The following is a 25,405-nucleotide window of genomic DNA, read 5'->3' on the forward strand; positions in this document are numbered from 1 at the left end:
TGCGCTAACAACCAGCATATTATAGCGCCCAGACACTCCGATCCGATAGCTGTCCGGTTTAAAACGGAGGTGAATAAATAAAGTCCTTACTTACTTCATCGAGCGATTTCAAAACGTCGGCGGAAAGCTCGAGATTCACCGCCTTCAGATTCTCGTCAATCTGCGACTCGCGAGTCGCTCCGGCGATGACCGTGCTTACGGACGGTTGATGCATCAACCAAGCCAACGAGAGCGCCGTAGCCGAAACGCCTAGCTCCGCGGCGATTTTCGTCACCTGTTCGCCTAACTGCACTCGGGCCGCATTCAAGCGATTCGCAAAGTTAGGGTTCATGTCCAACTGCGATCCGCTCGGCACGTTACCTCCCGAATATTTGCCCGTCAGAATTCCTCCGGCCAGAGGGAAATAAGGAATGAGTCCGATCCCCTGATCGACGCAAAACGGAACCAATTCTCTTTCCACGCCGCGGTCAGCCAGGGAGTAACCGGGTTGAACGGACGCGTATTTGATCAGGCGCCGGCTCTCGCTAACGGCGAGGGATTTCATCATTTGCCAAGCGGAGTAATTCGAAGCTCCGACGTATCTCACTTTGCCCGACGTCACGAGATCATCCAAGGCACGAAGCGTTTCGTCGAGTGGAGTCTTCGGATCAAAAACATGGATCTGGTACAGATCGATGTAATCCGTTCGCAAACGCCGCAAACTGCCTTCGATTTCTTGAAAAATATGTTGGCGCGAAGCACCTCTGGCGTTCAGACCTTCGCCTCGCTTAATACCCGCTTTCGTCGCGAGGAGCACATCCTGACGCCTTCCCTCGAACGCTTCGCCGATGATCTCTTCCGACTTGGTCCCGGTATAAATATTCGCGGTATCAATGAACGTAATCCCATTGTCGACCGCATGGTGCAGGACTCGAATCGACGTCTGTTTATCCGCGCGGCCGCCGAATGCGTTCGTTCCCAACCCGAGCACCGAAACTTCCAACCCGCTAGTCCCTAAATTCCGATAACGCATGCCAGTCCCCTCCTTCTGCTTATATCGAGCTCGCTGCGGCCGCCATTACCATGCGTAAGCTTGCGGAGCGTCTCCGCCTGGTCCCGGGAAGATCGCATCCAGACGTTTCATCGTCTCTTCCGAAAGCTTGATATCCACCGCACGCAGCGTATTTTGGAATTGTTCCAGGGTCCTTGGTCCAATGATCGGCGCCGTCATGGCCGGATGCATCAGCGTCCAAGCCAGCGCGACATTCGCTTCGCTTTCGCCGATTTCCCGGCAAAGGCCGGCAAACCGTTCCAGCTTGTCCCGGTTAGCTTCCACTCGTTCCTGGGAGCGGGTGCTTCTCGCGCCGCCCGATGTCTTCAACGCATTCCCTCCGAGCAAGCCGCCGTCGAGCGGGCTCCAAGCAATGACGCCGATCCCATGCTCTTCAGCTGCCGGAAGCACTTCCAACTCGGGCAGCCTGCACAGCAGACTGTACTTATGCTGTTCGGACACGAGTCCGAGCTTATGTCTCGCTTTTGCTTCGTATTGGGCTTTCACCAGATCTCTTCCGGCAAAATTACTGGATCCCACATATCCGATTTTCCCTTGATTCACTTGCACTTGAAACGCTTCCCAAAGCTCGTCCCAGCTAACGTTGCGGTCTACGTGATGCATTTGATACAGCTCGATATGATCCGTGTTCAAGCGGCGGAGCGATTCTTCCAAGTGGCGGCGAATTTTGTAAGCAGACAACCCCCGCGGCTGGTTAGGACCGTCCGCCGGATTTTCCATATCCCCGTATACCTTGGTAGCCAGAACTACCTTTTCCCTGCGACCGCCGCCCTGCGCAAACCAGCGTCCGATGATTTCCTCGGTTCTCCCCCTGTTTCCTTGCCCGCCGTAAACGTTTGCCGTATCGAAAAAGTTCACTCCTGCGTCCAAAGCGGCGTCCATGATCCGGAACGACTCTTTCTCATCCGTTTCCGGTCCGAAATTCATCGTGCCCAAACATAGTTTGCTAACCTTCAAGCCGGACTTTCCCAGATAGGTGTATTCCATTTACAATTCCTCCCGATCCGCTGATTTATCGTTTCCTGAAACAAGCATTTGGCTTCTGCCGCTAATCGCACGCCTTCTCAAGCCAGACAACCCGTCAAATCTCTCTGATTATTTAGACAAGTTCGATTATAGAGAATCCGACTTGAGATGAGAAGACGTGAAAAATGTTATATCTAGTTACTTCAAGTTAACTAGCGATACCTGCGTGTACGATGTTCGTTCGATCGAAGCTTCCGTCTTAACCAGCCTCGTCTGATCGGCTGCGAATCATGGATGCATCAGGACGCTTTCCGCGTTTCAACCGCGGCGGTACGCCGCTTTCTGCCCGCCGGCAGCAGCATGAACAAGACGGTAAGGAGTGAAGCCGTCAGGAAAACGGCCGAACACGCGATAGAAACGGAGATCGCATGGGCAAAAGAGGAACCGGAAGGAACTGCCGGCCGGTCCACCGCCTCGAAGACTGCGATCAATACCGCGAGCCCGAGCGATGCGCCAGTCTGATGCGCGACGTTGACGAGTCCCGATGCCGCTCCCGCATCCTTGGCCTCCACGCCGGACAACCCCAGCGTCGTGAACGGTTGGAAGATCATCCCGGCACCGCAGCCCATGACGATCAACGGGAATAATAAATGAGGGAAATAACTCGAATCCGCCGAAATGCGGCTCAACCAGCTAGTTCCGGCGATCGCGATTACCAGACCGGCAATCAGCACCCTCGTGTTCCCAAATCGGGCTACGAGCGATGGCATCACATACATGAACCCGAACTGAACGGCCGTGAACGGCATGATCGAGAGTCCGGCCTCCAATGAACTGAAATGAAGGACGTTCTGCAGAAATTGCGGAACGAAGAAAAAGATCGGATAGTTTCCGCACAAGAGCAGCAGCCTGCCCAAGTAAGCTCCGGACCGCGTTCGGTTCGCGAACAGGCGGAGAGGCGTAATCGGCTCTATCGCTCGCGCTTCGATCCATACGAAAGCCGCTAGGGAGACGCCTCCCAGAACTAGCGAGCCCCATACTTCCGGAGCATCCCATCCGACGGATGCGGCTTGAACGAAGCCGAATGCCAGTGCCGTCATGCCGATCACCGACGTCATGGCTCCCATGATATCCAGACGGCCGGCCTTCATCTCCGTCTCCTTCATATATCGCGGTACGATTAGGAGCAGCGCGACGCCGATCGGAACATTGAGAAACATCCCCGCGCGCCAAGAAATCACATCCGTCAATAAACCGCCGATGATCAGGCCGACGCTGCCGCCGGCGCCCGATACGGCGCTGTAAACGGCGATCGCTTTGGAGCGTTCCCGAGGTTCGGAGAAGCTGACGGATAACAATGCCAGCGCCGACGGCGTAGCCATGGCTGCCGCCAAGCCTTGCAATGCGCGACCCGCGAGCAGAAACGAAGCCGACGGCGCCAATCCGGCCAGCATCGAGGCTAGCGAGAACAAGGCAATTCCAGCGCTGAAGGTTCTTCTCCTTCCCAGGACGTCCCCTGCCCGGGCGCCTAGCAGCAGGAAGCCTCCGAACGTCAAAATATATGCGTTTTGCACCCAAGTCAGCGCAGCCGTAGACAGATGGAGCGTGCGTCCGATTTCAGGGATCGCGGTAACCAGGACGGATGCGTCGAGCACCATCATCAATTGGCAGGCGACGATCATCGCCAAAATAATTCGTTTCGATTGTTCAGTCAAGCGGAAAACCTCCCTTTCATGTTCTACGGTCATTATGACGCGTATCTCAATCGGAAAGTAGTCCGTTCCTGTCAATAAATTGCTCAATCCTGCAAATTGAAAATGTGAAAGATTCGAATACAGGTTGGCACGCTTAAGAAGAAAGGCGTATAATAGGCAGGAAATACGGAAAGGAGGCAATGTTCTCATGCAAACGAAACTGGATCAATTATTGGAGATGGCTGCATCCCTTGATCTTGCGGAAGGTCGTACGGAGACATCCGTACCTTTCTTCTCGCTTGTCCTGCGCAGCAAGCCGACGGCGATCATCCCCGGCGTCCTCACCCCTTCGTTTTGCCTGATTCTACAAGGGACCAAGAAGCTTCAGCTCGGTCAAGACACGCTTTATTATGGCGCGGGCGATTATTTGGTTTCATTGATCGATATACCAGCCTCCGGTCAAGTAGCCGACGCTACGAGCCAATCGCCTTATATCGGCTTGCGGATCGATATTACGGCGGAAGAAATTGCTTCCGTCACGGAGGACGCCGGCATCAGCGTGAAGCCGCTCGATCATAAGCTCGGCCCCGGAGCCTATGTAGGTAAATCCGATGAGCATCTGCAGCAATTGTTCATCCGTCTGCTAGAACTCCGAGACAAGCCCGAGGCGGAGATCCGATTCTTATCTTCGCTGATCAAACGCGAGATTATTTTCCGCTTGCTTACGGGAGATTACGGGCATTTGTTTGTCAAACGCGTATTCATGGACCAGCAGAACGAGGGCATTAGCACAGCCATTGCGTGGATCAAGGAGAATTACAACAGAACCTTTACCATCGAAGAGGTTGCGAAATCATCCAATATGAGCGTTTCGGGACTTCACCACAAATTCAAAGCCGTCACGACGATGGCTCCCCTGCAATATCAGAAGCAGCTGCGTCTTCAGGAAGCGAGACGTCTTATGATGCACGGCTTCGCGAATGCGACGGCCGCCGCGCTAGAAGTCGGATACGAGAGCCCGGCTCAATTCAGCCGGGAATATCGGCGCCTCTTCGGACTGCCTCCGCTTCAAGATATGAAGGCCTTTCACGGAAAACCGGTGCCGGAGGTATTCGAGACCAGCTAATCACTTTCATTCAGGCGCGGAGGGAGTGGCTCGACGCGCCTGTGCGGCTGCCCTCATTTCCGTAATGCTTGAAGGATATCCTTCGTTACCTCGTTTATGGATTTCAATCCGATAATCGTATGCAATATTCCCGCTCCGCGATAGTAGCTCGCCAGCTCGCCTGTCAATTCCCCATTCACGCGCAGGCGTTCCTTCACCGTTACTTCCTGGTCATCCTCGCGTTGAACGAGAACCGCATGGCATAAATCGCATTGACTGTCGATCTTCGGAGGATGATTCACGACGTGATAAGTCTCGTCGCAATTCGAACACACCCGTCTGCCCGTAATGCGTTTCAAAAGGATCTGCTCATCCATCCAAATGTAAATCGCCTTGTCTATTTTCTTGGACATCGAAGCAAGCTGCTTTTTCAAAGCTTCGGCCTGGAACAAATTCCGAGGAAATCCGTCTAATAAAAAGCCGTTGTTGCAGTCAGCCCGTTTCAATCGTTCAAATGCAATGCCGATCGTAACCTCATCCGGAACGAGTTCTCCCTTGCTCATATAGGTATGAGCCAATAATCCAAGCGCCGTTTGTTCCTTATAGGCCTTGCGCAATAAATCGCCCGTAGATATATGAGGGATATTCAGCTCCTGCGTGATCCGCGCAGCTTGCGTGCCTTTCCCTGATCCCGGCAGCCCAAGAAGAACGATATTCATTTTGAACCCTCCCTCGCTACATCCGACTCCTATAGTGTAATTTCCAGCCAGAAGAATCATTCCCTTTATACAAGCGCACCAGCCCGTTAATTTGCATACGATGATTATCAATCTTGAATCGCCTGATACAGAAAGGATAAGAATAGCATGCCTACCAACAATAACGAATCGTCACAGCCTTCTAGAGAGCTGTTAATCGCAAAAATAGCTTTTCTCGGCGCCTCCGTTACGCTTTTGGGCGACGGGTTATCGGCACTTGCTGCAGGTCTGGCTCTGGAATCGTTGGAAAACGAACAGAGGACTCCCTATCCGGGCGTTCAGGCGCAGGTAGAACCCGCACAAAAACAACTCGATTATTTGATAAATGAACTCATCCAACTGAGGAAACGTTTTCGATAACGATAAAAAACGAAACGGGGACCGCGAATGGGTCCCCGTTAAGCTGTATGAATTTATAGGAAGCTAGGAAGCTTTACGCATCCAGCCGTTCCGCCTGAAACGGCCTCCCCGTCAGGCTTCGCTCGAACATATCGATGATGAACAAGAAATGCTCCGCTTCCCGAAATACATGATCGGCCAGCAGCGGATGAATGATGCTCTTGATCCGGCAGGCCTCGATGAGATCCCGCGCGGTTTTCTTGAAGTCGCGCAGCGACTTGACCGACACGCGGTTCTGATCGAGAAATTGGTCCAGCAGAGGAACGGTTTGCGATTGCGGCCGCATCGATTCCAGATCCCTGGCTTGGAACAGCAATTTGTCGAATTCCTCGCTGAAATGATTCGCTTGATCGATCAGCTTCCGCTCCGAAGGATCCAGCAAATGGCTGATGAATTTCGCATGGTCGGCCATAATCCGGAGGAAGAAGACATTCTCGTCGATAATGGCATCCGGAAGCGGCTCCAGCGTGCCCGTGTTCAATTCCGTCAACCGATTACGGAAATAATTGGCTTCGCGGCTAACATGGTCGACGAGCAAGGGGAAATTGTTGGATCCGGGAAGCTTGCAGGTCAGAATCAAACCGAGCACTTTGCGCTTGAATAACCAAATATGAGATACGGCATTGTGGACCTCGTCGTTGAAACGCTTGATAACATTGGGATCCGTGCCCCCCGTGAAGGCATTCGCACGGGCCTCGATACTTTCAAAGATCGCGTAGAAGTGATTGGCTTCATTGATAAGCGACGTATCCTCGCATCGAAAGCCCAGTCGCAGAAATAACGAATGTTCTTTCATGATCCGCGACCAAAACCTCACTTCTTCCAGCGAACGGGCAACGAACGCATCCGACATTCCGATCCCTCCTCAAGGACAGCACTTCAACATAATATGTCGGAGTGCGATTTATATTCGGCATCTGATCTATTTTCCGATAATCAATGTCATATATAGGGGAAATACTAGTGTCAAAACGATAGAATTCCCATATCATACAGCATGTCTTATAAAAAAAGGAGATGAGTGGACATGCCTTTCTCTACTGGAATCGTAACGAACACGAGAGACTTCGGCACGGCGGCTTCCAATATCGTAGTGAATGCAAGGAATCTCGATACCGTGAACCCGGTAACGGTCATGGTGCAAATTTTTGCTTCGGTCGACTCCGACACATTCTATACGGCCTACCTGAATTCATTCGACGTACCGGCCAATTCTTATGAAGTCTTAACGTTCTTCATTGCCGGAAACGTTGCATACGAAGTGCAAATCAGTCTTTCCGCCGACCCGCCAAGCACGCTCATGAGCGTTGTCGGTATCGACGAATTCGGGAACCTGGTAACGGATCAACAGTACCCGCAATCCCAGCTTTCCTTTATTACAGCACTTAGCCCGATCATGTAAGAATTCTTACCGTAATCCTTGCTCATTGAATGGAATGAATCGAACGAACAACGAAACAGCCCTTTCGGCATGCATACCGAAGAGGGCTGTTTCGTTGTTGTCTCTTGACTGCTGCCGATACGCATGAATTAACCTAAGGCGGGGATCCTACCATTACCATTTGAAGGAGGCCATTCCCCTGATCGCTACTCGACGAACTTGGATGAACAATGACATCCCCTTTGCCCGCAATGCCCCGCTGCACTACATGATCACCGTGTTCGTGCTCTGCTTGGGCTTATCGGGGCTATCGCCGACGAATCGGCAGCAGTGGCTTGCCGAAAGTATAGCCATTGCTGCGCTCGCGCTCTGTATCGCGTTCGGCTATAGATGGTATCGGTTTTCGAACCTATCCTATTTGCTGATGCTCCTCTTCATCGTACTGCATTTATATGCTGCCCATTTCACTTATGAAGGCACGCCATTCGACCACTGGCTCAAGCATGCATTCCACACGAAACGAAGCTATTACGACCGGGTCGTTCACTTTTTCTTCGGGCTGTCATTCGCCTTTCCGTTCCGAGAATTGCTTAAGAACAAAGGAAAGATCGCGGGAAGCTGGACCTTTACTCTGGCGTTGCTCGCGATTCTCGGATGCAGCGCAATCTTCGAAATCATAGAGATGCTGGCCGCCTCGGTTGCCGGAAAAGGCGGAGAAGCCAAATTTATCGGCGCGCAAGGCGATGTGTTCGATTCGCAAAAGGATATGGGACTTGCCGGATTAGGCGGGTTACTAACCGTCGGCATGCTCGCATGGGTCGATTGGCGTAAAGGAAAGATCTGAAGCTGCGGCAGATTACCGTGCAAACCGCTCTATGCAACGAGGATCGTCTTGTTTGCGGCTGGATCTCTGCTGCTACTCTCGTCCTTTTTTACCTTTCTCCCGCTCTTTCGGATCTCCATGTTTGTGAGCCGGCGGTTGAGGCTTGTCTTTCTTCGGATCGTCTTGTTTATGATCGGGATTGTCATGTTCCTCGCGATTGGGTTTCTCTTTCTTTTCTTTAGGAGGTTTCGGCTTGTCCTTGTCCTCTTCCTGCTCTTGCCCTGCTTGATGTTTGTCTTGATCTCCGCCCGCTCGAGGATCGTCCTTCTTCTTCTTCGGACTGCCCTTCGCTGCAGGAAATGCCAAGACAGGCTCGCCGCGCAGCGCTTCGGTCATTAGTTTCTGGAAGACGGCAGCCGCAGCTTTCGATGTCGTCGTTAAGTAATGGCTGCCATCCGTATGGTCATAACCAAGCCAGACCGCTCCGACTAACTGGGGCGTATACCCCACGAACCAATTGTCCTTGATGCCCTTCCCTCCGGTCCCCGGCATTTCCGTCGTTCCCGTCTTGCCGGCCACGGGGCGGTCCGCAAGCGCGGCCAATTCCCCTGTCCCTTCGCTCACGACGCCTTCGAGCACCGTCGTCATCGTTCGGGCTACCGCTGGTTCGGTCGTCTTCACCGCTGTTAATTCTTTTGCTGCGGGTACGATTACGCCATCGGCAGATTCTATGCGCATAATCGAGTGCGCCGGCATTCGCGTGCCATCATTCGCGAATACGCCGAACGCTTCGGCCATCTCCAGCGGCGAAACGCCTTCCTGCAAACCTCCGAGCGCCAGTCCGAGCGTCCGGTCGGCATCCGTAAGCTTAAGGCCAAAACGATTCGCCGACTCCATGCCGGCATCGATACCGATTTCATTCAGCAATCGAACGGCCGGAATATTGTAGGAATTAACGATCGCATCATATATGGAAACCTCTCCATGATAGCCCCCTCCGGCATTCTTCGGCTGATAGCCTCCGAAATTTACCGGCTCGTCCAATAGTTTGTCTTCGGGCGTGTAGCCTCGTTCGAAAGCAGGCGTATAGACCGAAATCGGCTTCATCGTCGAACCGGGTTGACGCTTCAGCTGTATAGCGCGGTTAAACCCTCGGAACGGCTGCTTGCCGCGGCCTCCGACCAGCGCTCTGATTCCTCCGTCTCGCGGATCGACGAGAACCGCACCGCTTTGGATCAACTGATCGGCTGCGCTATCCGGAAACGCGGATGCCTGCGCATACACGCTTTCGGCAGCTTGCTGCATGCTCGGATCTAGCGCCGTATAGATGCGCAGTCCGCCGTGGAGCACCTCGTTCTCCGTTAATCCGTAGCGTTCGGCAGCTTCTCGAATCACCTGATCCACGTAATAGGGATACTTGATGGCATCCGCACTGCTCGGCTTAGCGCTCAGCAAATGAAGCGGCTCTTGGGTGGCAGCCTCATAAGCAGCAGAAGTGATTTTTCCTTGCTCCTTCAAGAGTTGAAGAACGACATTGCGCCGATCGAGAGCCTTCTCAGGGTGACTGTACGGAGACAACGCAGACGGCGCCTTAATAAGGCCGGCAAGCAAAGCTGATTCCGAGAGCGTAAGCTTGTCGACGCTAACGCCGTAATAGACGTCCGCCGCCTTCTGGATCCCCCAAGCTCCTTCTCCGAAATAGATTTGGTTGAGATACTTCTCCATAATTTGCGTCTTGTCGTACGTTTTCTCGATCTTCTGGGCAAGCAGCAGTTCTTTCCATTTCCGTGTCCATGTACGCTCTTGGGACAAGAAGACGTTCTTGGCCAGCTGCTGCGTAATCGTGCTCGCTCCCTGCACCGTCTTCCCGCTTGTCAGGTTGGTCAGGAACGCTCTGCCGATCCCCCATAAGTCTGTCCCGCCATGTTCAAAGAATCGCTTGTCTTCCACGGCGACTACCGCATCTACCAAATGCTGCGGCAAACTGCCATAGCTGACGGCCTCGGACGTGCGCTGCGATATCCGCAGCGCTTCCTTCCCGTCCTGATCATAAACCATCGTCGCGGCGGGCATCGGTTTCTCCAACAGGGAAACATCCTGTTTGGCGACCAACAGGCCGAATATCATCCAACCGATGGCTGCGAACAGAACGGCTGCCAAAATGCCTGCTACGAGGATGGTCTTCCAAGATTTGCGATTACGCTTCCGTATCTTTTCTTTGCTGACTCGTTTCATGCCATTGCCTCCATGCTCTATCGATCCCAACTTTCGTCATGGATAGTTATTCGCAGGAGAGATCGGATTTCAGTGCGTTCGACCTATAAAGCATCGAATTTCTGTTCCGTAACAGAAATTGGCAACAAGCCCGATCTCGTAGAGAACGGGCAAGTTCGTGATGTAATCGAAGGGCAAAATGCTGCCAGCAGCGTTTATTTCTTCGCTCTCGCGTTCTTGCGCGCTGTTGAATGCGCTGTCGAGTATGCTCTCGTACGCTCCTTCGGATAGGCTTTCGCGTACTTCATTATTTTACGGAACACGCTTGCATCCGGAATTTTTCTGAACACATACGGATCCGGACTGGTGTTGACTTCCAGTATCCAAGGATGCAGCGTTTCGTCCATGGCGATGTCGAGTCCGATCTCGTAAACGCCAGGAAATGCGCTTTGCATCGCTTTGCCCGCCTGAACGCCGAGTTTCGATAGCGCATGCAGCTTCGAATGAACATCGTTTGAATACGGACGCAGCAACCGGCTGGCCGAAACGAGCTTCCCGCCGCCATGGATATTCGTGACGACTTTGCCCTTGGCCGCGACTCTCCCGATGATCCCCGTCGTTTCCCAGCTGCGGGCAGGCGACAACTGAGCCATCACGCGGATGTCGAATCTTCTGCCTTCGTGTTTGAGCAGGCGGATGCCTTTCTGTACGAGATAGCGCTTGCGTCCCGTTTGAACCAGAATCGACTTGTACATGGCGTCATAGCCGGCGAATTCGCGGCTCCCTTTACCAAGCTGATACCTATATCCTGTCCCTAATCGTTCCACGCGCATGACGCCGTTGCCCCATAGCCCGTATTCGGGTTTGATATAGACCATGTCGTATCGCTGTAAATGCTTCAGCAGCGTTTCCTTCGTCATTCGCAGCGTATCCGGTACATATTGGGCTAAGGCCGCATGCTTGAGAATCGCCTTCGTTTTTGTCCATTTGCTGCCTACATATCGCGTCATTGAATGCCATTCTCCCCTCGCGCGTCACGGATGTAACAACCTATTCATGCGGCGTCTTCGGGTTGATAGGCAGGTATGGCCATTCAACCGAACTTCAATGCTGCGGATATAAAATGGATAAATGTCTCGCCGGAGTGAGACATTAAATGCGTTTCCAACTCGCTGCATGGCATGCTTACAAAGGGGCGTCTACAATGAGTCCGAAAAAAGACAGACTGTCCATCGCCGCGCTCGGCGGCGTGCACGAAATCGGTAAAAACATGTACATTGTCCAATATAATGACGACCTCATCGTCATCGACTGCGGGTCCAAGTTTCCGGATGAAACCTTGCCCGGCATCGACGTCATTATTCCGGACATCTCCTACTTGCTGGAGAACCAAGGCCTTATTCGAGGCTTGATCGTCACGCACGGGCATGAGGACCACATCGGCGCGATTCCCTACGTGATCAAGCAGTTGAATATGCCGATCTACGCCACCCGCCTGACTTTGGGATTGATTCGAGCCAAGCTGAAGGAGCATGGTTTGCTCGGCAGCACGAAATTGCATGAAATCGACTCGAATTCCACGCTGGTGCTCGGCGCGATTCCAATCCGTTTCTTCAGTACGAACCACAGCATCCCGGACTGTCTCGGCATCGCCTTCCATACGCCGCAAGGCGTCGTCGTACATACGGGAGATTTCAAGTTCGATTTAACGCCTGTCAACGCGCAGTATGCCGATATTCACAAGATGGCCGAAATCGGGAAGAACGGCGTGCTGGCGTTGTTATCGGAGAGCACCAACGCAGAGCGGCCGGGTTTCACGCCGTCCGAACGCATCGTCGGCGAACATATTGAAGAAGCGTTCAAGAAGGCCGAAGGTAAAATCTTCTTGGCCACGTTCGCCTCCAATGTCCACCGCGTTCAACAGGTGATCGATGCCGCGGAGAAGACGGACCGCAAGCTGATCCTTCTAGGCCGAAGCATGATTAACGTCGTGGAGATCGCCTCGTCGCTCGGGTACTTGCGGATGCCCCACGGCATGCTCCTGGAACCGGACGATTGCAATCGCTATGCCCCGCACGAGCTGGTCATTCTCTGCACGGGCAGCCAGGGCGAGCCTATGGCGGCGTTGGCCCGGTTAGCCAGCGGTACCCACAGGCAAATATACGTCGCGCCGGGTGATACGGTCATTCTGGCGTCATCCCCCATTCCGGGCAACGAACGGAACGTCGGGCGAATCGTGGACAATCTGTTCGAACGCAAGGCGAAGGTCATCTACGGTTCCGGAACGGTGACGGGCATGCATGTCTCCGGTCATGCCAGCCAAGAAGAGCTTAAGCTGATGCTGACCTTGATGAAGCCCAAATACTTCATTCCCATTCACGGTGAATATCGCATGCTCCACCAGCATCGGCAGCTGGCGGAGGCGGTCGGGGTCGAGCCAAGTCGGATTTTCATCGTCAATAACGGCGATGTCGTCGATATCATCGGCTCTACAGCCCGACAGGAGCGCAAAATTCAGAATGGAAACACGCTCGTTGACGGGCTTGGAATCGGAGACGTCGGGCAAATCGTGCTGCGTGACCGTAAAGTGCTGTCCGAAGACGGCATCCTGATACTCGTCGTCTCCATTGCCAAGTCGGACGGCAAAGTCATCTCCGGTCCCGACGTCATCTCCCGCGGTTTCGTCTATGTCCGGGAATCCGAAGGTCTCATGGAGGAAGTACAGCGGATTGCCCTAACGACGATCACGCGCCTGCAAGAGGCGAATACGACCCAAATGAACGAATATAAACAAACGTTGAAAGACACCATCGGCAAATTCTTGTTTACGCATACCAAAAGAAGGCCGATGATCATTCCGATCATGATTCAGATTTGATTGCACGGCCGTACGGTTGAAGGCAGTTGACGTTCGCGCCTGACGGACGCCAGCTGCCTTATTTCGCTTAAGAAGCACACTCGAATTCCGATAAGCCATCGTCGCTATGCGGTCCTGCTATCGGGAGAAACAGCCAATATATGCGCAGTATGAAAAACGCGAGGGGCCCGCTTCTCCAAGTCGTAGGCGTGCACAAGGCCGCCTTGGACGGCATTCACGCGAATGCGGCGCTGGGTAATCCGCCCGCTTCGATCCAAATAAATCATCGCCACGATTGCTCCCACATATTTCTCAGGCATACATAAGTCCCTCCTGTTTCGCAAGCCGGTTGTTGACTCCATCATAAAACAGAACATTTGTTCTCGTCAATATGCGAACAACTTCATATTTTCGGAAAATAACGGCAAAGCAAAATCTACCGCCTTTAACCCAAACCGAACAACCGAACAAACAAACAAAGCCCAGTACGAACCAAGCTTGGAAACGCACTTCGTTCAAGTGCGGAATACCGGCTTTTTTCGCGGGCTTACGGTCCTGCCCGTCTCTAATTCTATTAAATGTGCGTTTGACCATTACGTTTGGCTAATCAATTGCTAGATTCCCAACATAAACTAACGTAAAGGGAGGTGATTCGATATGGCACTTTTATTGCCTGAACAAACATTCAACATCGGTCCGAGCATCGGAAAATCGTACTTCGAGGATCTGCAAGGAGGAACGAATGCGACCGTTACGGTGAACAATCAAGGGGCGTTCCCCGTTGATTTGGTTCTGACACGCGTCAACGCTCCAGTTATCACGTACACGGTTCCGGATGGTACAAGCCTTACGCTTGCGCTTGGCTTGCTGCTGGTCGCCGCTCTTCTGACGTCCGCGGCAGGCGGAACCAACGGAACAATCCAAGTCGCAGTAGACAGCCTCTAATCAGTTCCAATACTTGACGCTTGCGAAATGACTGAAATCAAATCAGGCTGCTCATCGGCAGCCTGATTGTTGTTTTCCGGTCCAAAGCCTTGACGCACCTACATAAGTAACGCAGATAACAAAAAAGCAACAATTGCGGGCTACAGCAAATTTGCACGGTGCAGCACGGACATGATCCGGTAGAAATCATAGCTTCCGCCTTTAGGCGTATCGACCAGATTCGCACTCACAGCCTCGTCGATCGCATCCTTCGCCCATGCAGGAATGTCCGCTATAGCATGAAGCCCTTCGAGCTTCGCGGCACGCTGCCGCAGCGCGAGCAGTGCGTTATTTTGCCCGGCAAGCTCGGCCTTCAACGCCTCATTATCGGATGTCAGCTGCTTCACCGCCGCTTGGAGCGCATCGAATGCCTGCTTCTCTTCCGCCGTCATCGGCTCCCCCTCCTCTACTTGCGTATCGTAGTTCGTTAAATGATCGGCATTGATAATCGCAATTATTGTCGCCGCATAATCCGGCGCGCTCGCATAACCGCTGGCTTGCAGCATGCGCGCCTGCTCGACTGGAGTCGCCGCATTCCGCACAGCCAAATACCGACTTCGCCCGTACAAAATGTCCTGGTCCTTATAGAAATCGCCGACGGTGTCATAGGCGCGGAAAACCGCAACGAGGTCTACACGCCGCCCGTCCATCCACTCCCAGGTGCTTTTATTCACGACTTCCCCTTTCCAAAACCCGTTCGGCGCGCCGCCGCCCGCTTTATAGCCGCCCAAATTGTTCCACGCCGGAATTTTTCCGCCGGTTTCCAGCCAACTCTGCGCCAACCGGACGGAAGGAAAGATGGAAGAGCCTTCGGCGTAAAGCTGCCTCGCAATCGGTCCAAGCATCGCGTAAAACGACGGTTTGTCCACCACTGATCACCTCCATAATTTCGTGCTGGTTGCAAAACTCTTTTATACATATGCAGCCGTATCCGGGACGGATTGTGCGAACGCCGCAGCGGACGCAGCGACCGTGACGAACGCCCATGGGCATTGCCGCATACGATGTAGAGCCACCAAGACTGTTTTTCCGAAAGGGAGGATTCAAGTGGAATTACATTTGGTTCCGCTTCATTGGGTATACCTCGCTTTTATCGTGCTCATCCTCGGCGTACTCATCAAACGGCGGGATACAACGCTTGTCTGCGTCGTCGGGATTTTCGCCCTCGGGTTAATCGCCACCGACAGCTTAAGCGGTTCGGTCAGCGGAATTTTCAACAGCTTTATCTATGCAACCCAAGAATTAATCGGCACCATCTTCATCATCTCCATCATCGTAGCCATGAGCCGGATACTCATTCGAACGGGCATCAACGAAATGATGGTCGCGCCGCTGACTCGCTTCATGCGCACGCCGGCCCTTGCTTTCTGGGGTATCGGCCTGATCATGATGGTGACCTCATGGTTCTTCTGGCCGTCTCCGGGCGTTGCGCTTATCGGAGCCGTGCTGCTGCCTGTAGCCGTCCGGGTCGGTTTGCCTGCGCTCGGCGCAGCCATGGCGATGAACCTGTTCGGGCATGGAATTGCGCTCTCGGGCGACTATATTATCCAAGGTGCGCCAAAGCTGACGGCCGACGCTGCCGGTCTGCCGGTAGCCAGCGTCATGGAAGCGAGCGTGCCGCTCGTCATCGTTATGGGCGTCGTCACGACCGTTACCGCCTTCTGGATGATGCGCAGCGATATGAAAAAAGGCAAATGGCGCGACGGCCTCGTCGCTGGCCACAGCCCCGTTGCATCCACGGATGAAGAGCGCATCGCCCTTCCGCTGCGCTGGAAGCAGACGCTCGCCGTGCTCATCCCGCTGCTGTTTATCGTCGATGTCGTCGGCATGTTCATGCTCGATTTGCAGGGCGGCGACGCTACGGCGCTTGTCGGCGGAACGGCGATCTTCATCCTCCTGCTCGTCACGATGCTCGCCCACCGCAATAAAGGGCTTGAGCAGACGACCGAATATTTGATCGAGGGATTCCAATTCGGGTTCAGAGTGTTCGGTCCGGTCATCCCGATCGCCGCTTTCTTCTACTTGGGCGATTCCGCGTTTACGACGCTCTTCGGCAATGTGCTGCCGGAAGGTTCGCAGGGCATCGTCAACGATCTCGGCGTTGCGCTCGCCAACCATGTGCCCCTCAATCAAGCGGTCGCATCGGTAACGCTGACTGTAACCGGGGCTATTACCGGACTCGACGGTTCAGGATTCTCCGGCATCTCGCTCGCAGGCTCTATCGCGCAATTGTTCGCTTCCGCAATCGGTTCCGGCGCCGCGACGCTTACCGCGCTGGGGCAAGTGGCCGCAATCTGGGTCGGCGGCGGCACTTTAATTCCGTGGGCGCTCATCCCCGCTGCCGCGATCTGCGGCGTCAGCCCTTTCGAGCTCGCCCGCCGAAACTTAAAGCCCGTGCTGATCGGCCTTGCGGCTACGACGATTTTCGCTATGTTTCTTGTGTAAGCGTTGGGTGATGGAACGCAGCAAAGACATAAAGGTAAATGGGGACGAAGCAGCTCGATTTCTGTTTCGTCCCTTATCGCTGGGGATATCGGGATAACTTGCAGGTTGTTGTGAGAGTTGAATGAGATTGAGCAGATTGGAGGGCTTGGAGAGCCTGGAATATTCGGGGAGCTTGGAGAGTTCGGGGAGCTTAAAAAACCTGGAGGGCTTGGAAAGTGGAGAACTTCGAGAGATTGAAAAGCATGGAGGCAAAACCCAAGAAACGACTATTGACAAATATTTATTTTTGTGTTATAATAATAAATTAACCATTTGACTACCCACATTCACTTCGACTATGATGGTTGCGAGACTTTTATAGCGGAGGGATATCATGATCATTCACAACGGCATCGCCATGCTGGCACTCAGCGCCAACGTCATGGGCAAAACGACCGTCATTCATCCGACGCTGCTGTGGGACGGCGACCGCGTCGTGCTCGTCGATACGGGCTTCCCCGGTCAGCTCCCCCTTATTCAAGCAGCGATGGACGAAGCGGGCATTCCGCTCGATACGTTGACCGATCTGATGCTGACGCATCAGGATATCGACCACATCGGCTGCCTGCCCGCATTGCTGGAACGAATTAAACCTAGCCCGGTCGTATGGGCCTCGGAAATCGAACAGCCGTATATCCAAGGCGACAAGCTGCTGCTCAAAGTAACGCCGGAAGCCGTCGACAAAGCGGTTGCCGCGCTCCCGAAAGACGTGCCGGACGAAATGCGCCGCGCTTTCCGGCATGCCTTGTTGAACCCGCCAAAAGGCCAAGTCGATCGCCTCATCGGCGGCGGCCATAACGACTTGCCGATCGATGGCCTCACCGTCCTTGATACGCCGGGTCATACGCCTGGTCATGTGAGTCTTTATCACGCAGCAAGCAAAACGCTCATCGCCGGCGACGCGCTCGTCGTCCATGAGGACAAGCTGCAGCTGGCGGACGCGAGCATCAATATCGATAACGCGCAGGCGCTACGTTCATTGAAACCGCTGATCCAGCTGGATATTGCAGGTGTCATCTGTTATCACGGCGGCTATTTCAAGGGCGATGTGCGGTCGCGAATCCTTGAGCTGCTCGAACAAGGTACCGAGAACTAGTCCATTTCAAATCAAAACAGCGTCACGCCAGCCTCTGCAAGAGAAGCGGGTGTGACGCTGTTTTGTGTTTTTACTGTTGCTTGCGCGGTAAGCTACTCCTTCTGGCAAGCCTCGCAGACGCCGAACACTTCAAACCGGTGGTTCATGATTTTGAAGTTGCCGGGCAAGTCCAGCTTCTGCTCCATCGGGCAGTATTCAAACGTCAGCGTCTTCTCGCAATTGATGCAAATCAGATGGTGGTGGTGATGGTCGAGGCAGCTGGCACGAAACTTCAAGCCGCCGTCCATGAAATAAAATTGTTCAAGCGCGCCCATCTCGCTCAACAGCCGCAAATTCCGGTATACCGTGTCAAAGCTGACGCCGGGGTACGCAACCGTCATTTGATCATACACGTCCTTCGGGGACATATACCCTTCCGAACGCGCGAAGATTTCCGCCATCTCCCGGCGCTGCTCCGTAATCCGCCACCCGTTTGCCGACATGACCCCGATCATTTGCTTTACGGAATCATGGTGGTGTGAATCAGCCATCTCCCTCGTCCTTCCTGTTTCCTTATCGTTCAGCGGCGAACTCGCCAGCTCATTCGTACATTGCCGTATGCGGCCCCAAAATCTTCCAGCCGTGGTCCATCAAAGCCTGCATGCACAGACCTTGAGATTCTAGTTTAGCATAATTCGTCGATTATGCCTCTTTTTTTGGGTAAATAGCTTGGAAGAAATCGCAGCGATGTATAAGTAAGAGCTAAACTTTTCTTCTATCTCGATACAAATACGCTCCTCTGATTGAGAAGCGTCCGCGTACGTTAAGTATTAGATTTTGCCGGGGCTTCGTGTACTGGCCACGCTCGCATTGATTGCAGCAGCGGCTTTGGAGCCAGTCAGATATCGGCCTTCTGTCGAGCCATCGAGTGCAATTGGCAAGCCCTTGTCGGCCTTTGTCGGCCCTTGCCGGGCCTTGTTGCCAAGGCCGGGACCGGCAGGGCCGGCAGTTAGTCCTCGCCGGCCAGCAAGCGCTCATACCGCGCGATTTGCGCGACGGTCGCTTCGCGCAAGGGCAGCCCTTTCATCCACGCCGCGTACCACTCGGCGGTCAGCGCGACAGCCTGGCGCGCATCCAGCCGCGCATGCCAGGCAAGGCGCTCCGCGGCCTTGCCGGCATCGAGCACGGGCGCCGCGAACGGCTGGCGCCCCCGCTCTCCCGCGCCCGCGCCGGCGGCTCCGCCGTCCGCCGGCGCGGGCGCGGCCCAATGGCTGCCGAGGCCAGCGCACAGCGCCTCGGCCAGCCACGCCGGCGTCCGCGCATCGCCAGCGCGCGGACCCACGTTCCACGCCTCGGCGAAGCTGTCGCCGCCGGGCGGGAACAATCGCTGCGCGAGCGCGAGGCAGCCAGCGAGCGCTTCGAGCACGTGCAGCCACGGCCTGGCCTCGCCCGGCCCGGCGGCTGGCAGCTGCGGGGCGCGCCCCTGCGACACGGCGCGCACGCAGTCAGGCACAAGGCGGCCGGCCGCAAAATCGCCGCCGCCGATCAAATGGCCCGCGCGGACCGTCGCGACCGCGGGCATGCCGGCGCCGCCGGCAAAGAACGCGCGCCGGAACGCGGCGACAGCCAGCTCCGCGCACGCTTTGCTCGCGGCGGCGGGCGTATCGCCGCCAAGCGGATCGCTTTCGCGCAGGCCGGCCGTCCAAGGCCGGGACGCATAGCAATCGTCCGAAGTCATGACGACGACCGCGCAGATCGGCACGTCGCCGCTGACAAGCCGTACCGCATCCAGCAGCGCGGCGGTGCCGACGACCTCCACATCAAACAGCTCCGCCAGTGACGGCGGCTCATCTATCGATGCAGGCGCCGACGCGCCCGCCAAATGAAATACGATTTCCGGCTTTGCCTGCTGCAATGCCGTCATCAAACGAGAAGTGTCGCGGATATCGCCGCGAATCCAAGGCACATGGGCCTCGAGCCCGCACAGCCTATACATCGAAGCGCCCGCCGCCAGTCCCCCGCTGTAGCCAGTCACCACGGCGCCCAGCCGTTCGAGCCATACCGTCAGCCAGCTGCCCATAAAGCCGGTATGCCCTGTAATCAACACCCGTTTCCCTGCCCAGAACGTGCCTTCCGTCATTGCGGTCATCATCATCCTCTCCGCTTCGCATGCGAAGCTGTCAGAGCTGAACCGCTCTTTGTCTACAACGTATGCAGGGGCCCTCCCAGGCGTTTTTGTCCCACTCCGAACTGGGCGTTCGGGCAGCCTTTCTTTAAACTTTTCACAACCCCAACCCCCTAAAGCGTTTCACAACACCCAACCCCCTAAAGCGTTTCACAGCCTCCAACTCCAAAAAGCCTTTCACAACCTCCAACTCCAAAAAGCGTTTCACAACCCCCTAAATCCCCCTTGCCTAAGGGGGACCCCAGGGACTCCGTCCCTGGACCCGGAATTAGCGTGCCTGCTGCGGGGCCGTCTTCGAAGCTTCTTTGGTGGAAGGCTCGTTTTCGTCCGCTGCCACGGACACACTTTCAGTTTACGTTCTTCCTTTACTTGGTGCCTGCAATTAGTTGAGCGCTAGCCGCTTTGAATCATGAGTTCCGGCGCTAACGAATCCAGTTGATTCTATTTGCCCCCAAATTTCGATTTTTAAATCCTAACGAATCCCAGCCGAGCTATTTGCTCATTTTATCGATTTTGCAAGTCATTTTCGCCTCAATAAGACGTATTGGATCCTTTAGATTGCTTCAGCTGCCTAATTGGTTGGTTTAAGACGTGTACGATTCGTTAGCGGCGGGAGTAACAACTTAAATCCCCCTTGCCTAAGGGGGACCCCAGGGACTCCGTCCCTGGACCCGGAATTAGCGTGCCTGCTGCGGGGCCGTCTTCGAAGCTTCTTTGGTGGAAGGCTCGTTTTCGTCCGCTGCCACGGACACACTTTCAGTTTACGTTCTTCCTTTACTTGGTGCCTGCAATTAGTTGAACGCTAGCCGCTTTGAATCGTATGTTTCCTACGCTAACGAATCCAGTTGATTCTATTTGCCCCCAAATTTCGATTTTTAAATCCTAACGAATCCCAGCCGAGCTATTTGCTCATTTTATCGATTTTGCAAGTCATTTTCGCCTCAATAAGACGTATTGGATCCTTTAGATTGCTTTAGCTTTCTAATTGGTTGGTTTAAAGCATGTACGATTCGCTAGCGGCAGGAGCCCCCAACAGCCGATCCCCCCTAAAGGGAAGGTTCGTTTTCGTCCGCTGACGCGGACACACTCTCAGTCCGCGTTCTTCCTTGACTTGTTGCCCTAGACCTTACAATCCGCTCTTTCTAGCCCTTGTTCTTACCCTTTCTCTCCTCCTTGCTTCTCTCCTCGCCCTCGCCTCCCCCCATCTCCAAAACAACAAAAAAACCGGGGGTTCTCACCCCCGGCTCCTGAACTTTTGCGTATGCGCTTTGGCCTCGTCGGTATTCGTTACCCGATTGCGGCTCCATTCGATTAAGATGCGGTCGATATACCGGAAATGCAGCTTTCCGGCAAACACCGCTTCTTTGAGCGCGAAGCGGATCAATTCGTCGGGATAGCGGTCCTGATCGACCCAGGCGCTGATCGTCTCGCATTCCATCGGCGAGAGCGGGCGTCCGAACTCCTGCTCGAACGCCGTGAACAGATCCGCCGGCCGTACCCAATCCGTATCGTCCGCCGAAGCGGCAGCCGTCACGGATGGCCCGCCCTGCGCTTCGCGCTCCTGCTCCAACGTACGCTTGGCTTCTTCCGCCAGCCATTCGGCGCTGCGAATGATGAAGCCCGTCCAATTGTAGCGCTCGATGCCGATGCCGCTGACGGCGTCTACTTCGCCGTCGATGGCGAGCAGTCCTTCCTTCATCAAGCGGCCGAGCAAGCCGTGCGCCGCCTTCGGCAGAATGCCGAGCCGGTCCGCCAGCTGCTCCGGCGTCGGAAAATCGATCCCCTCGACTTGCCGGAACTGCATCAGCTGCAGCATCAGCATCATTTCCGTATCCGATAAACCGATGCCGCGGTAAGCCCGCAGCAGACCGGCCGGGACGGCAACGCTGCCGCCGTTCATCGCAGCCGCCATCCCCCGCGCGTACGCTTTCCACATTTCATTTTTCACCGGTCCATCCCCCTTGCCCAATCCATCCATCTCCCACGGTTTATGGGTATAAGCGATACAGCATGCGAGGGAACGGAATCGTCTCCCGCACATGGTCAAGTCCGCAGATCCAAGCGACCGTCCGCTCCAAGCCGAGTCCGAAGCCGGAATGCGGCACGGTACCGTACTTGCGAAGATCGAGGTACCATTGGTACGCTTCCGTCGACAGCTCATGCTCCGAGAAACGTTCCGCGAGCAGCTCCGGATCGTCGATCCGCTGCGAGCCGCCGATGATTTCCCCGTAGCCCTCCGGCGCGATCATATCGGCGCACAGCACGACTTCCGGACGGTTCGGATCCGGCTTCATATAGAAGGCTTTGAACGACGCCGGGTAATGCGTAATGAATACCGGACGGTCGTATTTCTCGGCAATGGCCGTTTCATGCGGCGCTCCGAAATCTTCGCCCCATTGGATTTCTTGTCCCTGCTCCTGCAAGAATGCGATTGCCTCGTCGTACGTGATGCGCGGGAACGGCGCTTGAATCGCCTCCAGCTTGCTGATGTCGCGTCCGATCGTTTCCAGCTCTTTGCGGCAGTTCGCGAGCACGTTCTGCACGACGAAGGAAACGAACTGCTCCTGCACGCGCAGATTCTCTTCATGATCGACGAACGCCATTTCCGGCTCAATCATCCAGAACTCGATTAAATGGCGGCGCGTCTTCGACTTCTCCGCGCGGAACGTCGGTCCGAACGAATACACCTTGCCGAGCGCCATCGCCGCGGCTTCCATGTACAGCTGGCCGCTTTGGGTCAAATACGCGTCCTCGTCAAAATATTTCGTATGGAACAGGTTCGTCGTCCCTTCGCAGGAGGACGGCGTCAGAATCGGCGGATCCACCAGCGTGAAGTCGCGCTCGTCGAAGAATTGCTGGATCGAACGGATGATTTCCGCCCGCACGACTAGGATGGCCCGCTGCTTCGGCGAACGAAGCCACAGATGGCGGCGGTCCATCAAGTAATCGACGCCATGCTCCTTCGGCGTGATCGGATACTCCTGCGTGATTTGAATAATCTCGATCTCTTCGACGGTAAGCTCGTAGCCGGATTGGCTGCGCGGCTCATCGCGCACGATGCCCTTCACGTAGAGCGAGCTCTCCTGCGTCAGTTCCTTGGCGGCGTCCCAGATCGTTTCCGCGACTTCGCTCTTTACAACTACGCCTTGCACGTAACCCGTACCGTCGCGCAGCTGCAGGAATTGAATTTTACCGCTGGAGCGTTTGCCGTTCAGCCAGCAGCCGATCCACACCGATTGTCCGACGTTCGCTTTCAGTTGACTAATCGTCGTTAATGTTCTCATCGTTCATCCTCGCCTTCCTTTTCTTGCTCCTTATCGTTATCGCTCTTCTTGCACCAATTGATACGTGTCGCGGGCAATAAGCAGCTCTTCGTTCGTCGGCACGACCAGCGCCTTGACGCGGGAATCGTCGGTCGAGATAAACCGTGCTTCCTTGGAGCGTACCTCGTTGCGCGCTTCATCCAGCTCGATGCCGAAGAAAGTGAGATTCTCGCATACGGCCTTCCGTACCGCGACGGAATTCTCGCCGACGCCAGCCGTGAATACGATCGCATCCAGCCCGTTCATGCCTGCCGCATAGGCGCCGATGTACTTGCGCAGCCGGTACGTATACATGTCGAACGCCAGCTTCGCCTGCTTGTCGCCCGCGTCCATCGCCTCGACGATTTCGCGCATGTCGCTGCCGATGCCGCTGATCGCCTGCAGCCCGCTGTGCTTGTTCAGCATGGAGTTGACCTCGTTCAGGGTCAGCTCTTCCTTGTTCATCGTGAACGGCACGATCGCCGGATCCAAGTCCCCGCTGCGCGTACCCATCATCAAGCCTTCGAGCGGCGTCAATCCCATGCTGGTATCGAACGACTTTCCGTTCATGATCGCCGCGCAGCTCGCGCCGTTGCCGATATGGCAGGTCACCAATTTGAGCGATTCCAGCGGCTTGCCGAGCGTAATCGCCGCCTGCTTGCTCACATAGTCGTGCGACGTGCCGTGAAAGCCGTACCGTCTGATTTTGTGGCGGCGATACAACACCATAGGAATGGGATACAGGAAGGACTCCTGCGGCATCGATTGATGGAACGCCGTATCGAACACGACGACCTGCGGCACTTCGGGCAGATTGTATTCGACAGCCGCAATGCCCATCATCGCCGGCGGATTATGAAGCGGCGCCAAGTCGAACAGCCGGCGGATTTCCTTCTTCACGTCGTCGGTAACCAAGGTCGATTGCTTGAAGCTTTCGCCTCCGTGAACGACCCGATGGCCGACCGCGTTGATTTCCTTGATCGATGCCAGCACGCCGTATTCTTTATGCGTCAAAATTTCGATCAGCTTGCGGACCGCCGTGACATGATCCAATATTTCGCTGACCTCGTTCACTTCCTGCTTCCCTGCGGGTTCATGCACGAGTATCGAAGCGTCCATGCCGATTCGTTCCACGCGGCCGGTAGCGAGCACGGACTCTTCTTCCATGTTGTACAGCTGGTATTTCAGCGAAGAGCTGCCTGCGTTCATAACGAGTATAATCATATTCGGCCACCGTCCTTGTCATACTCGAAAAAGCCATGACCGCTCTTCACGCCCAGCTGGCCGCCGCGTACCATTTTCTTCAGAATGAACGAAGGTCTGTACTTCAGTTCCCCGTATTCCCGGAACATGCGTTCCAGCGCGGCCAGCACGGAATCGAGCCCGAACCGGTCCGCCATTTCGAACGGCCCATGCTGGAAGGCGTATCCGGTCCGCATCGCGCTGTCGATATCGTCCGCCGAAGCAACGCCCTCTTCCAAGACGTGAAGCGCCTCGTTGATGAACAGGCAGATGAGACGCGTCGTTACGAATCCGGGCGATTCGAACACCATGACGCCTTTCTTATGTATGGTCGACTCCACGAATTGCTTCGTCCGTTCGAACACGGCATCGCTTGTTTTCAACCCGCGCACGATTTCGACCAAATCCGTCTTATTCACCGGATAGACGAAATGCATGCCGATCACCCGGCCCGGATTGGACGTTACGCTTGCCAGTTCCGTCAAACTGAGCGTAGACGTATTGCTCGCGAGGATGACATCAGGCAGGCAGACGTTGTCCAGTTCCTTGAAAACCGCCAGCTTGCTGTCCAAGTCCTCTGTTATCGTTTCAATGACAAGCTCGCAGGATTGCAGCTCGTTCATGGATGATTTGGGATGGATGCGGTTCAAGACGAGCTTCTTCTCCGCCGCCGTCACCGCCCACCGTTCCATTTGCTTGTCTAAACTTTGTTCGATCATGCTAATGGCATGAGCAAGCCGTTCATTGTTCTGCTCTGCCAGATAGACATCAAGTCCGTTGGAAGCAAGCATTTCGCAAATGCTCTGTCCCATCGTTCCGGCGCCGACGACGCCTACTTTTCGTACTCCCGTCAACTTGCACACCTCCAAATTTCATCTTTTATTA

General features: G+C 54.8%; 23 protein-coding genes. 8 read left to right on the forward strand and 15 right to left on the reverse strand.

The window, feature by feature from the left end; genetic code table 11:
- Nucleotides 1-58: 58 nt before the first annotated feature.
- From GZH47_RS04230 to GZH47_RS04240, 3 genes are all read right to left on the reverse strand, one after another.
- A complete protein-coding gene (locus GZH47_RS04230) occupies nucleotides 59-1,012 on the reverse strand; it encodes an aldo/keto reductase (protein ID WP_162638826.1) in 954 nt (317 codons plus the stop codon).
- Nucleotides 1,013-1,057: 45 nt separating this feature from the next.
- Nucleotides 1,058-2,038 carry an aldo/keto reductase gene (locus GZH47_RS04235; protein ID WP_162638828.1) on the reverse strand — a complete coding sequence of 327 codons (981 nt, stop codon included), beginning with the start codon at nucleotides 2,036-2,038 and terminating at the stop codon, nucleotides 1,058-1,060.
- Nucleotides 2,039-2,316: 278 nt separating this feature from the next.
- Nucleotides 2,317-3,732 carry an MFS transporter gene (locus tag GZH47_RS04240; RefSeq protein ID WP_225446359.1) on the reverse strand — a complete coding sequence of 472 codons (1,416 nt, stop codon included), beginning with the start codon at nucleotides 3,730-3,732 and terminating at the stop codon, nucleotides 2,317-2,319.
- Nucleotides 3,733-3,919: 187 nt separating this feature from the next.
- Between GZH47_RS04240 and GZH47_RS04245 the strand changes: the two genes are divergently transcribed.
- Nucleotides 3,920-4,837 carry an AraC family transcriptional regulator gene (locus tag GZH47_RS04245; RefSeq protein ID WP_162638832.1) on the forward strand — a complete coding sequence of 306 codons (918 nt, stop codon included), beginning with the start codon at nucleotides 3,920-3,922 and terminating at the stop codon, nucleotides 4,835-4,837.
- A 53-nt stretch (nucleotides 4,838-4,890) separates the two neighbouring features.
- Here the strand turns inward: GZH47_RS04245 and GZH47_RS04250 are convergent, their stop codons facing one another.
- Entirely contained in the window at nucleotides 4,891-5,535 is a 645-nt protein-coding gene (locus tag GZH47_RS04250; protein ID WP_162638834.1) for an adenylate kinase, read from the reverse strand.
- Nucleotides 5,536-5,682: 147 nt separating this feature from the next.
- Between GZH47_RS04250 and GZH47_RS04255 the strand changes: the two genes are divergently transcribed.
- Nucleotides 5,683-5,934 (forward strand): translation initiation factor 2, encoded by a 252-nt coding sequence (locus GZH47_RS04255; RefSeq protein ID WP_162638836.1) that lies wholly within the window; start codon nucleotides 5,683-5,685, stop codon nucleotides 5,932-5,934.
- 73 nt (nucleotides 5,935-6,007) lie between these two features.
- Here the strand turns inward: GZH47_RS04255 and GZH47_RS04260 are convergent, their stop codons facing one another.
- Complete coding sequence (locus tag GZH47_RS04260; protein ID WP_192043580.1) at nucleotides 6,008-6,826, reverse strand: DUF2935 domain-containing protein; 819 nt, start codon at nucleotides 6,824-6,826, stop codon at nucleotides 6,008-6,010.
- Nucleotides 6,827-7,000: 174 nt separating this feature from the next.
- On the opposite strand from GZH47_RS04260, the gene GZH47_RS04265 reads away from it, so the two are divergent.
- Entirely contained in the window at nucleotides 7,001-7,375 is a 375-nt protein-coding gene (locus tag GZH47_RS04265; protein ID WP_162638838.1) for a hypothetical protein, read from the forward strand.
- A gap of 202 nt (nucleotides 7,376-7,577) precedes the next feature.
- Complete coding sequence (locus tag GZH47_RS04270) at nucleotides 7,578-8,198, forward strand: DUF2238 domain-containing protein (protein ID WP_162638840.1); 621 nt, start codon at nucleotides 7,578-7,580, stop codon at nucleotides 8,196-8,198.
- 72 nt (nucleotides 8,199-8,270) lie between these two features.
- On the opposite strand, the gene GZH47_RS04275 is transcribed toward GZH47_RS04270, so the two are convergent.
- Nucleotides 8,271-10,412, reverse strand: coding sequence for a transglycosylase domain-containing protein (locus tag GZH47_RS04275; protein WP_162638842.1), 2,142 nt, complete (start codon nucleotides 10,410-10,412; stop codon nucleotides 8,271-8,273).
- Nucleotides 10,413-10,606: 194 nt separating this feature from the next.
- Complete coding sequence (locus GZH47_RS04280) at nucleotides 10,607-11,401, reverse strand: YheC/YheD family protein (RefSeq protein ID WP_162638844.1); 795 nt, start codon at nucleotides 11,399-11,401, stop codon at nucleotides 10,607-10,609.
- A gap of 194 nt (nucleotides 11,402-11,595) precedes the next feature.
- Between GZH47_RS04280 and GZH47_RS04285 the strand changes: the two genes are divergently transcribed.
- The gene (locus tag GZH47_RS04285; RefSeq protein WP_162638846.1) at nucleotides 11,596-13,269 is read left to right on the forward strand and encodes a ribonuclease J; all 1,674 of its coding nucleotides are present in this window, start codon (nucleotides 11,596-11,598) and stop codon (nucleotides 13,267-13,269) included.
- Nucleotides 13,270-13,373: 104 nt separating this feature from the next.
- Here GZH47_RS04285 and GZH47_RS04290 read toward each other — a convergent pair whose 3' ends face one another.
- Entirely contained in the window at nucleotides 13,374-13,568 is a 195-nt protein-coding gene (locus GZH47_RS04290; RefSeq protein ID WP_162638848.1) for a hypothetical protein, read from the reverse strand.
- Between the two features lie 337 nt (nucleotides 13,569-13,905).
- Between GZH47_RS04290 and GZH47_RS04295 the strand changes: the two genes are divergently transcribed.
- A complete protein-coding gene (locus GZH47_RS04295; protein ID WP_162638850.1) occupies nucleotides 13,906-14,193 on the forward strand; it encodes a hypothetical protein in 288 nt (95 codons plus the stop codon).
- 140 nt (nucleotides 14,194-14,333) lie between these two features.
- Here the strand turns inward: GZH47_RS04295 and GZH47_RS04300 are convergent, their stop codons facing one another.
- On the reverse strand, nucleotides 14,334-15,101 hold the full coding sequence (locus GZH47_RS04300; RefSeq protein WP_162638852.1) for a glucosaminidase domain-containing protein: 768 nt from the start codon (nucleotides 15,099-15,101) through the stop codon (nucleotides 14,334-14,336).
- A 178-nt stretch (nucleotides 15,102-15,279) separates the two neighbouring features.
- On the opposite strand from GZH47_RS04300, the gene GZH47_RS04305 reads away from it, so the two are divergent.
- Nucleotides 15,280-16,677 (forward strand): hypothetical protein, encoded by a 1,398-nt coding sequence (locus tag GZH47_RS04305; RefSeq protein WP_162638854.1) that lies wholly within the window; start codon nucleotides 15,280-15,282, stop codon nucleotides 16,675-16,677.
- Nucleotides 16,678-17,050: 373 nt separating this feature from the next.
- On the forward strand, nucleotides 17,051-17,812 hold the full coding sequence (locus GZH47_RS04310) for an MBL fold metallo-hydrolase (RefSeq protein ID WP_162638856.1): 762 nt from the start codon (nucleotides 17,051-17,053) through the stop codon (nucleotides 17,810-17,812).
- Nucleotides 17,813-17,904: 92 nt separating this feature from the next.
- On the opposite strand, the gene GZH47_RS04315 is transcribed toward GZH47_RS04310, so the two are convergent.
- The 6 genes from GZH47_RS04315 to GZH47_RS04340 all read right to left on the reverse strand — a co-directional run bounded on the left by GZH47_RS04315 (nucleotide 17,905) and on the right by GZH47_RS04340 (nucleotide 25,374).
- Nucleotides 17,905-18,342 carry a Fur family transcriptional regulator gene (locus tag GZH47_RS04315; protein ID WP_162638858.1) on the reverse strand — a complete coding sequence of 146 codons (438 nt, stop codon included), beginning with the start codon at nucleotides 18,340-18,342 and terminating at the stop codon, nucleotides 17,905-17,907.
- Nucleotides 18,343-18,800: 458 nt separating this feature from the next.
- Nucleotides 18,801-19,931, reverse strand: a complete 1,131-nt coding sequence (gene rfbG / locus GZH47_RS04320; RefSeq protein WP_162638860.1) for a CDP-glucose 4,6-dehydratase — start codon at nucleotides 19,929-19,931, stop codon at nucleotides 18,801-18,803.
- 1,279 nt (nucleotides 19,932-21,210) lie between these two features.
- Nucleotides 21,211-21,924: a DnaD domain-containing protein gene (locus GZH47_RS04325; protein ID WP_162638862.1), complete on the reverse strand. Its 714-nt coding sequence runs from the start codon at nucleotides 21,922-21,924 to the stop codon at nucleotides 21,211-21,213.
- Between the two features lie 40 nt (nucleotides 21,925-21,964).
- Nucleotides 21,965-23,260 (reverse strand): asparagine--tRNA ligase, encoded by a 1,296-nt coding sequence (asnS, locus tag GZH47_RS04330; protein WP_162638864.1) that lies wholly within the window; start codon nucleotides 23,258-23,260, stop codon nucleotides 21,965-21,967.
- 36 nt (nucleotides 23,261-23,296) lie between these two features.
- A complete protein-coding gene (locus GZH47_RS04335) occupies nucleotides 23,297-24,502 on the reverse strand; it encodes an acetate/propionate family kinase (protein WP_162638866.1) in 1,206 nt (401 codons plus the stop codon).
- Complete coding sequence (locus GZH47_RS04340) at nucleotides 24,499-25,374, reverse strand: 3-hydroxyacyl-CoA dehydrogenase family protein (RefSeq protein ID WP_225446360.1); 876 nt, start codon at nucleotides 25,372-25,374, stop codon at nucleotides 24,499-24,501. Before GZH47_RS04340 ends, GZH47_RS04335 begins: the two co-directional genes overlap by 4 nt.
- Between the last annotated feature and the right edge of the window lie 31 nt (nucleotides 25,375-25,405).

This window comes from Paenibacillus rhizovicinus (assembly GCF_010365285.1).
GTDB classification, from domain to species: domain Bacteria; phylum Bacillota; class Bacilli; order Paenibacillales; family Paenibacillaceae; genus Paenibacillus_Z; species Paenibacillus_Z rhizovicinus.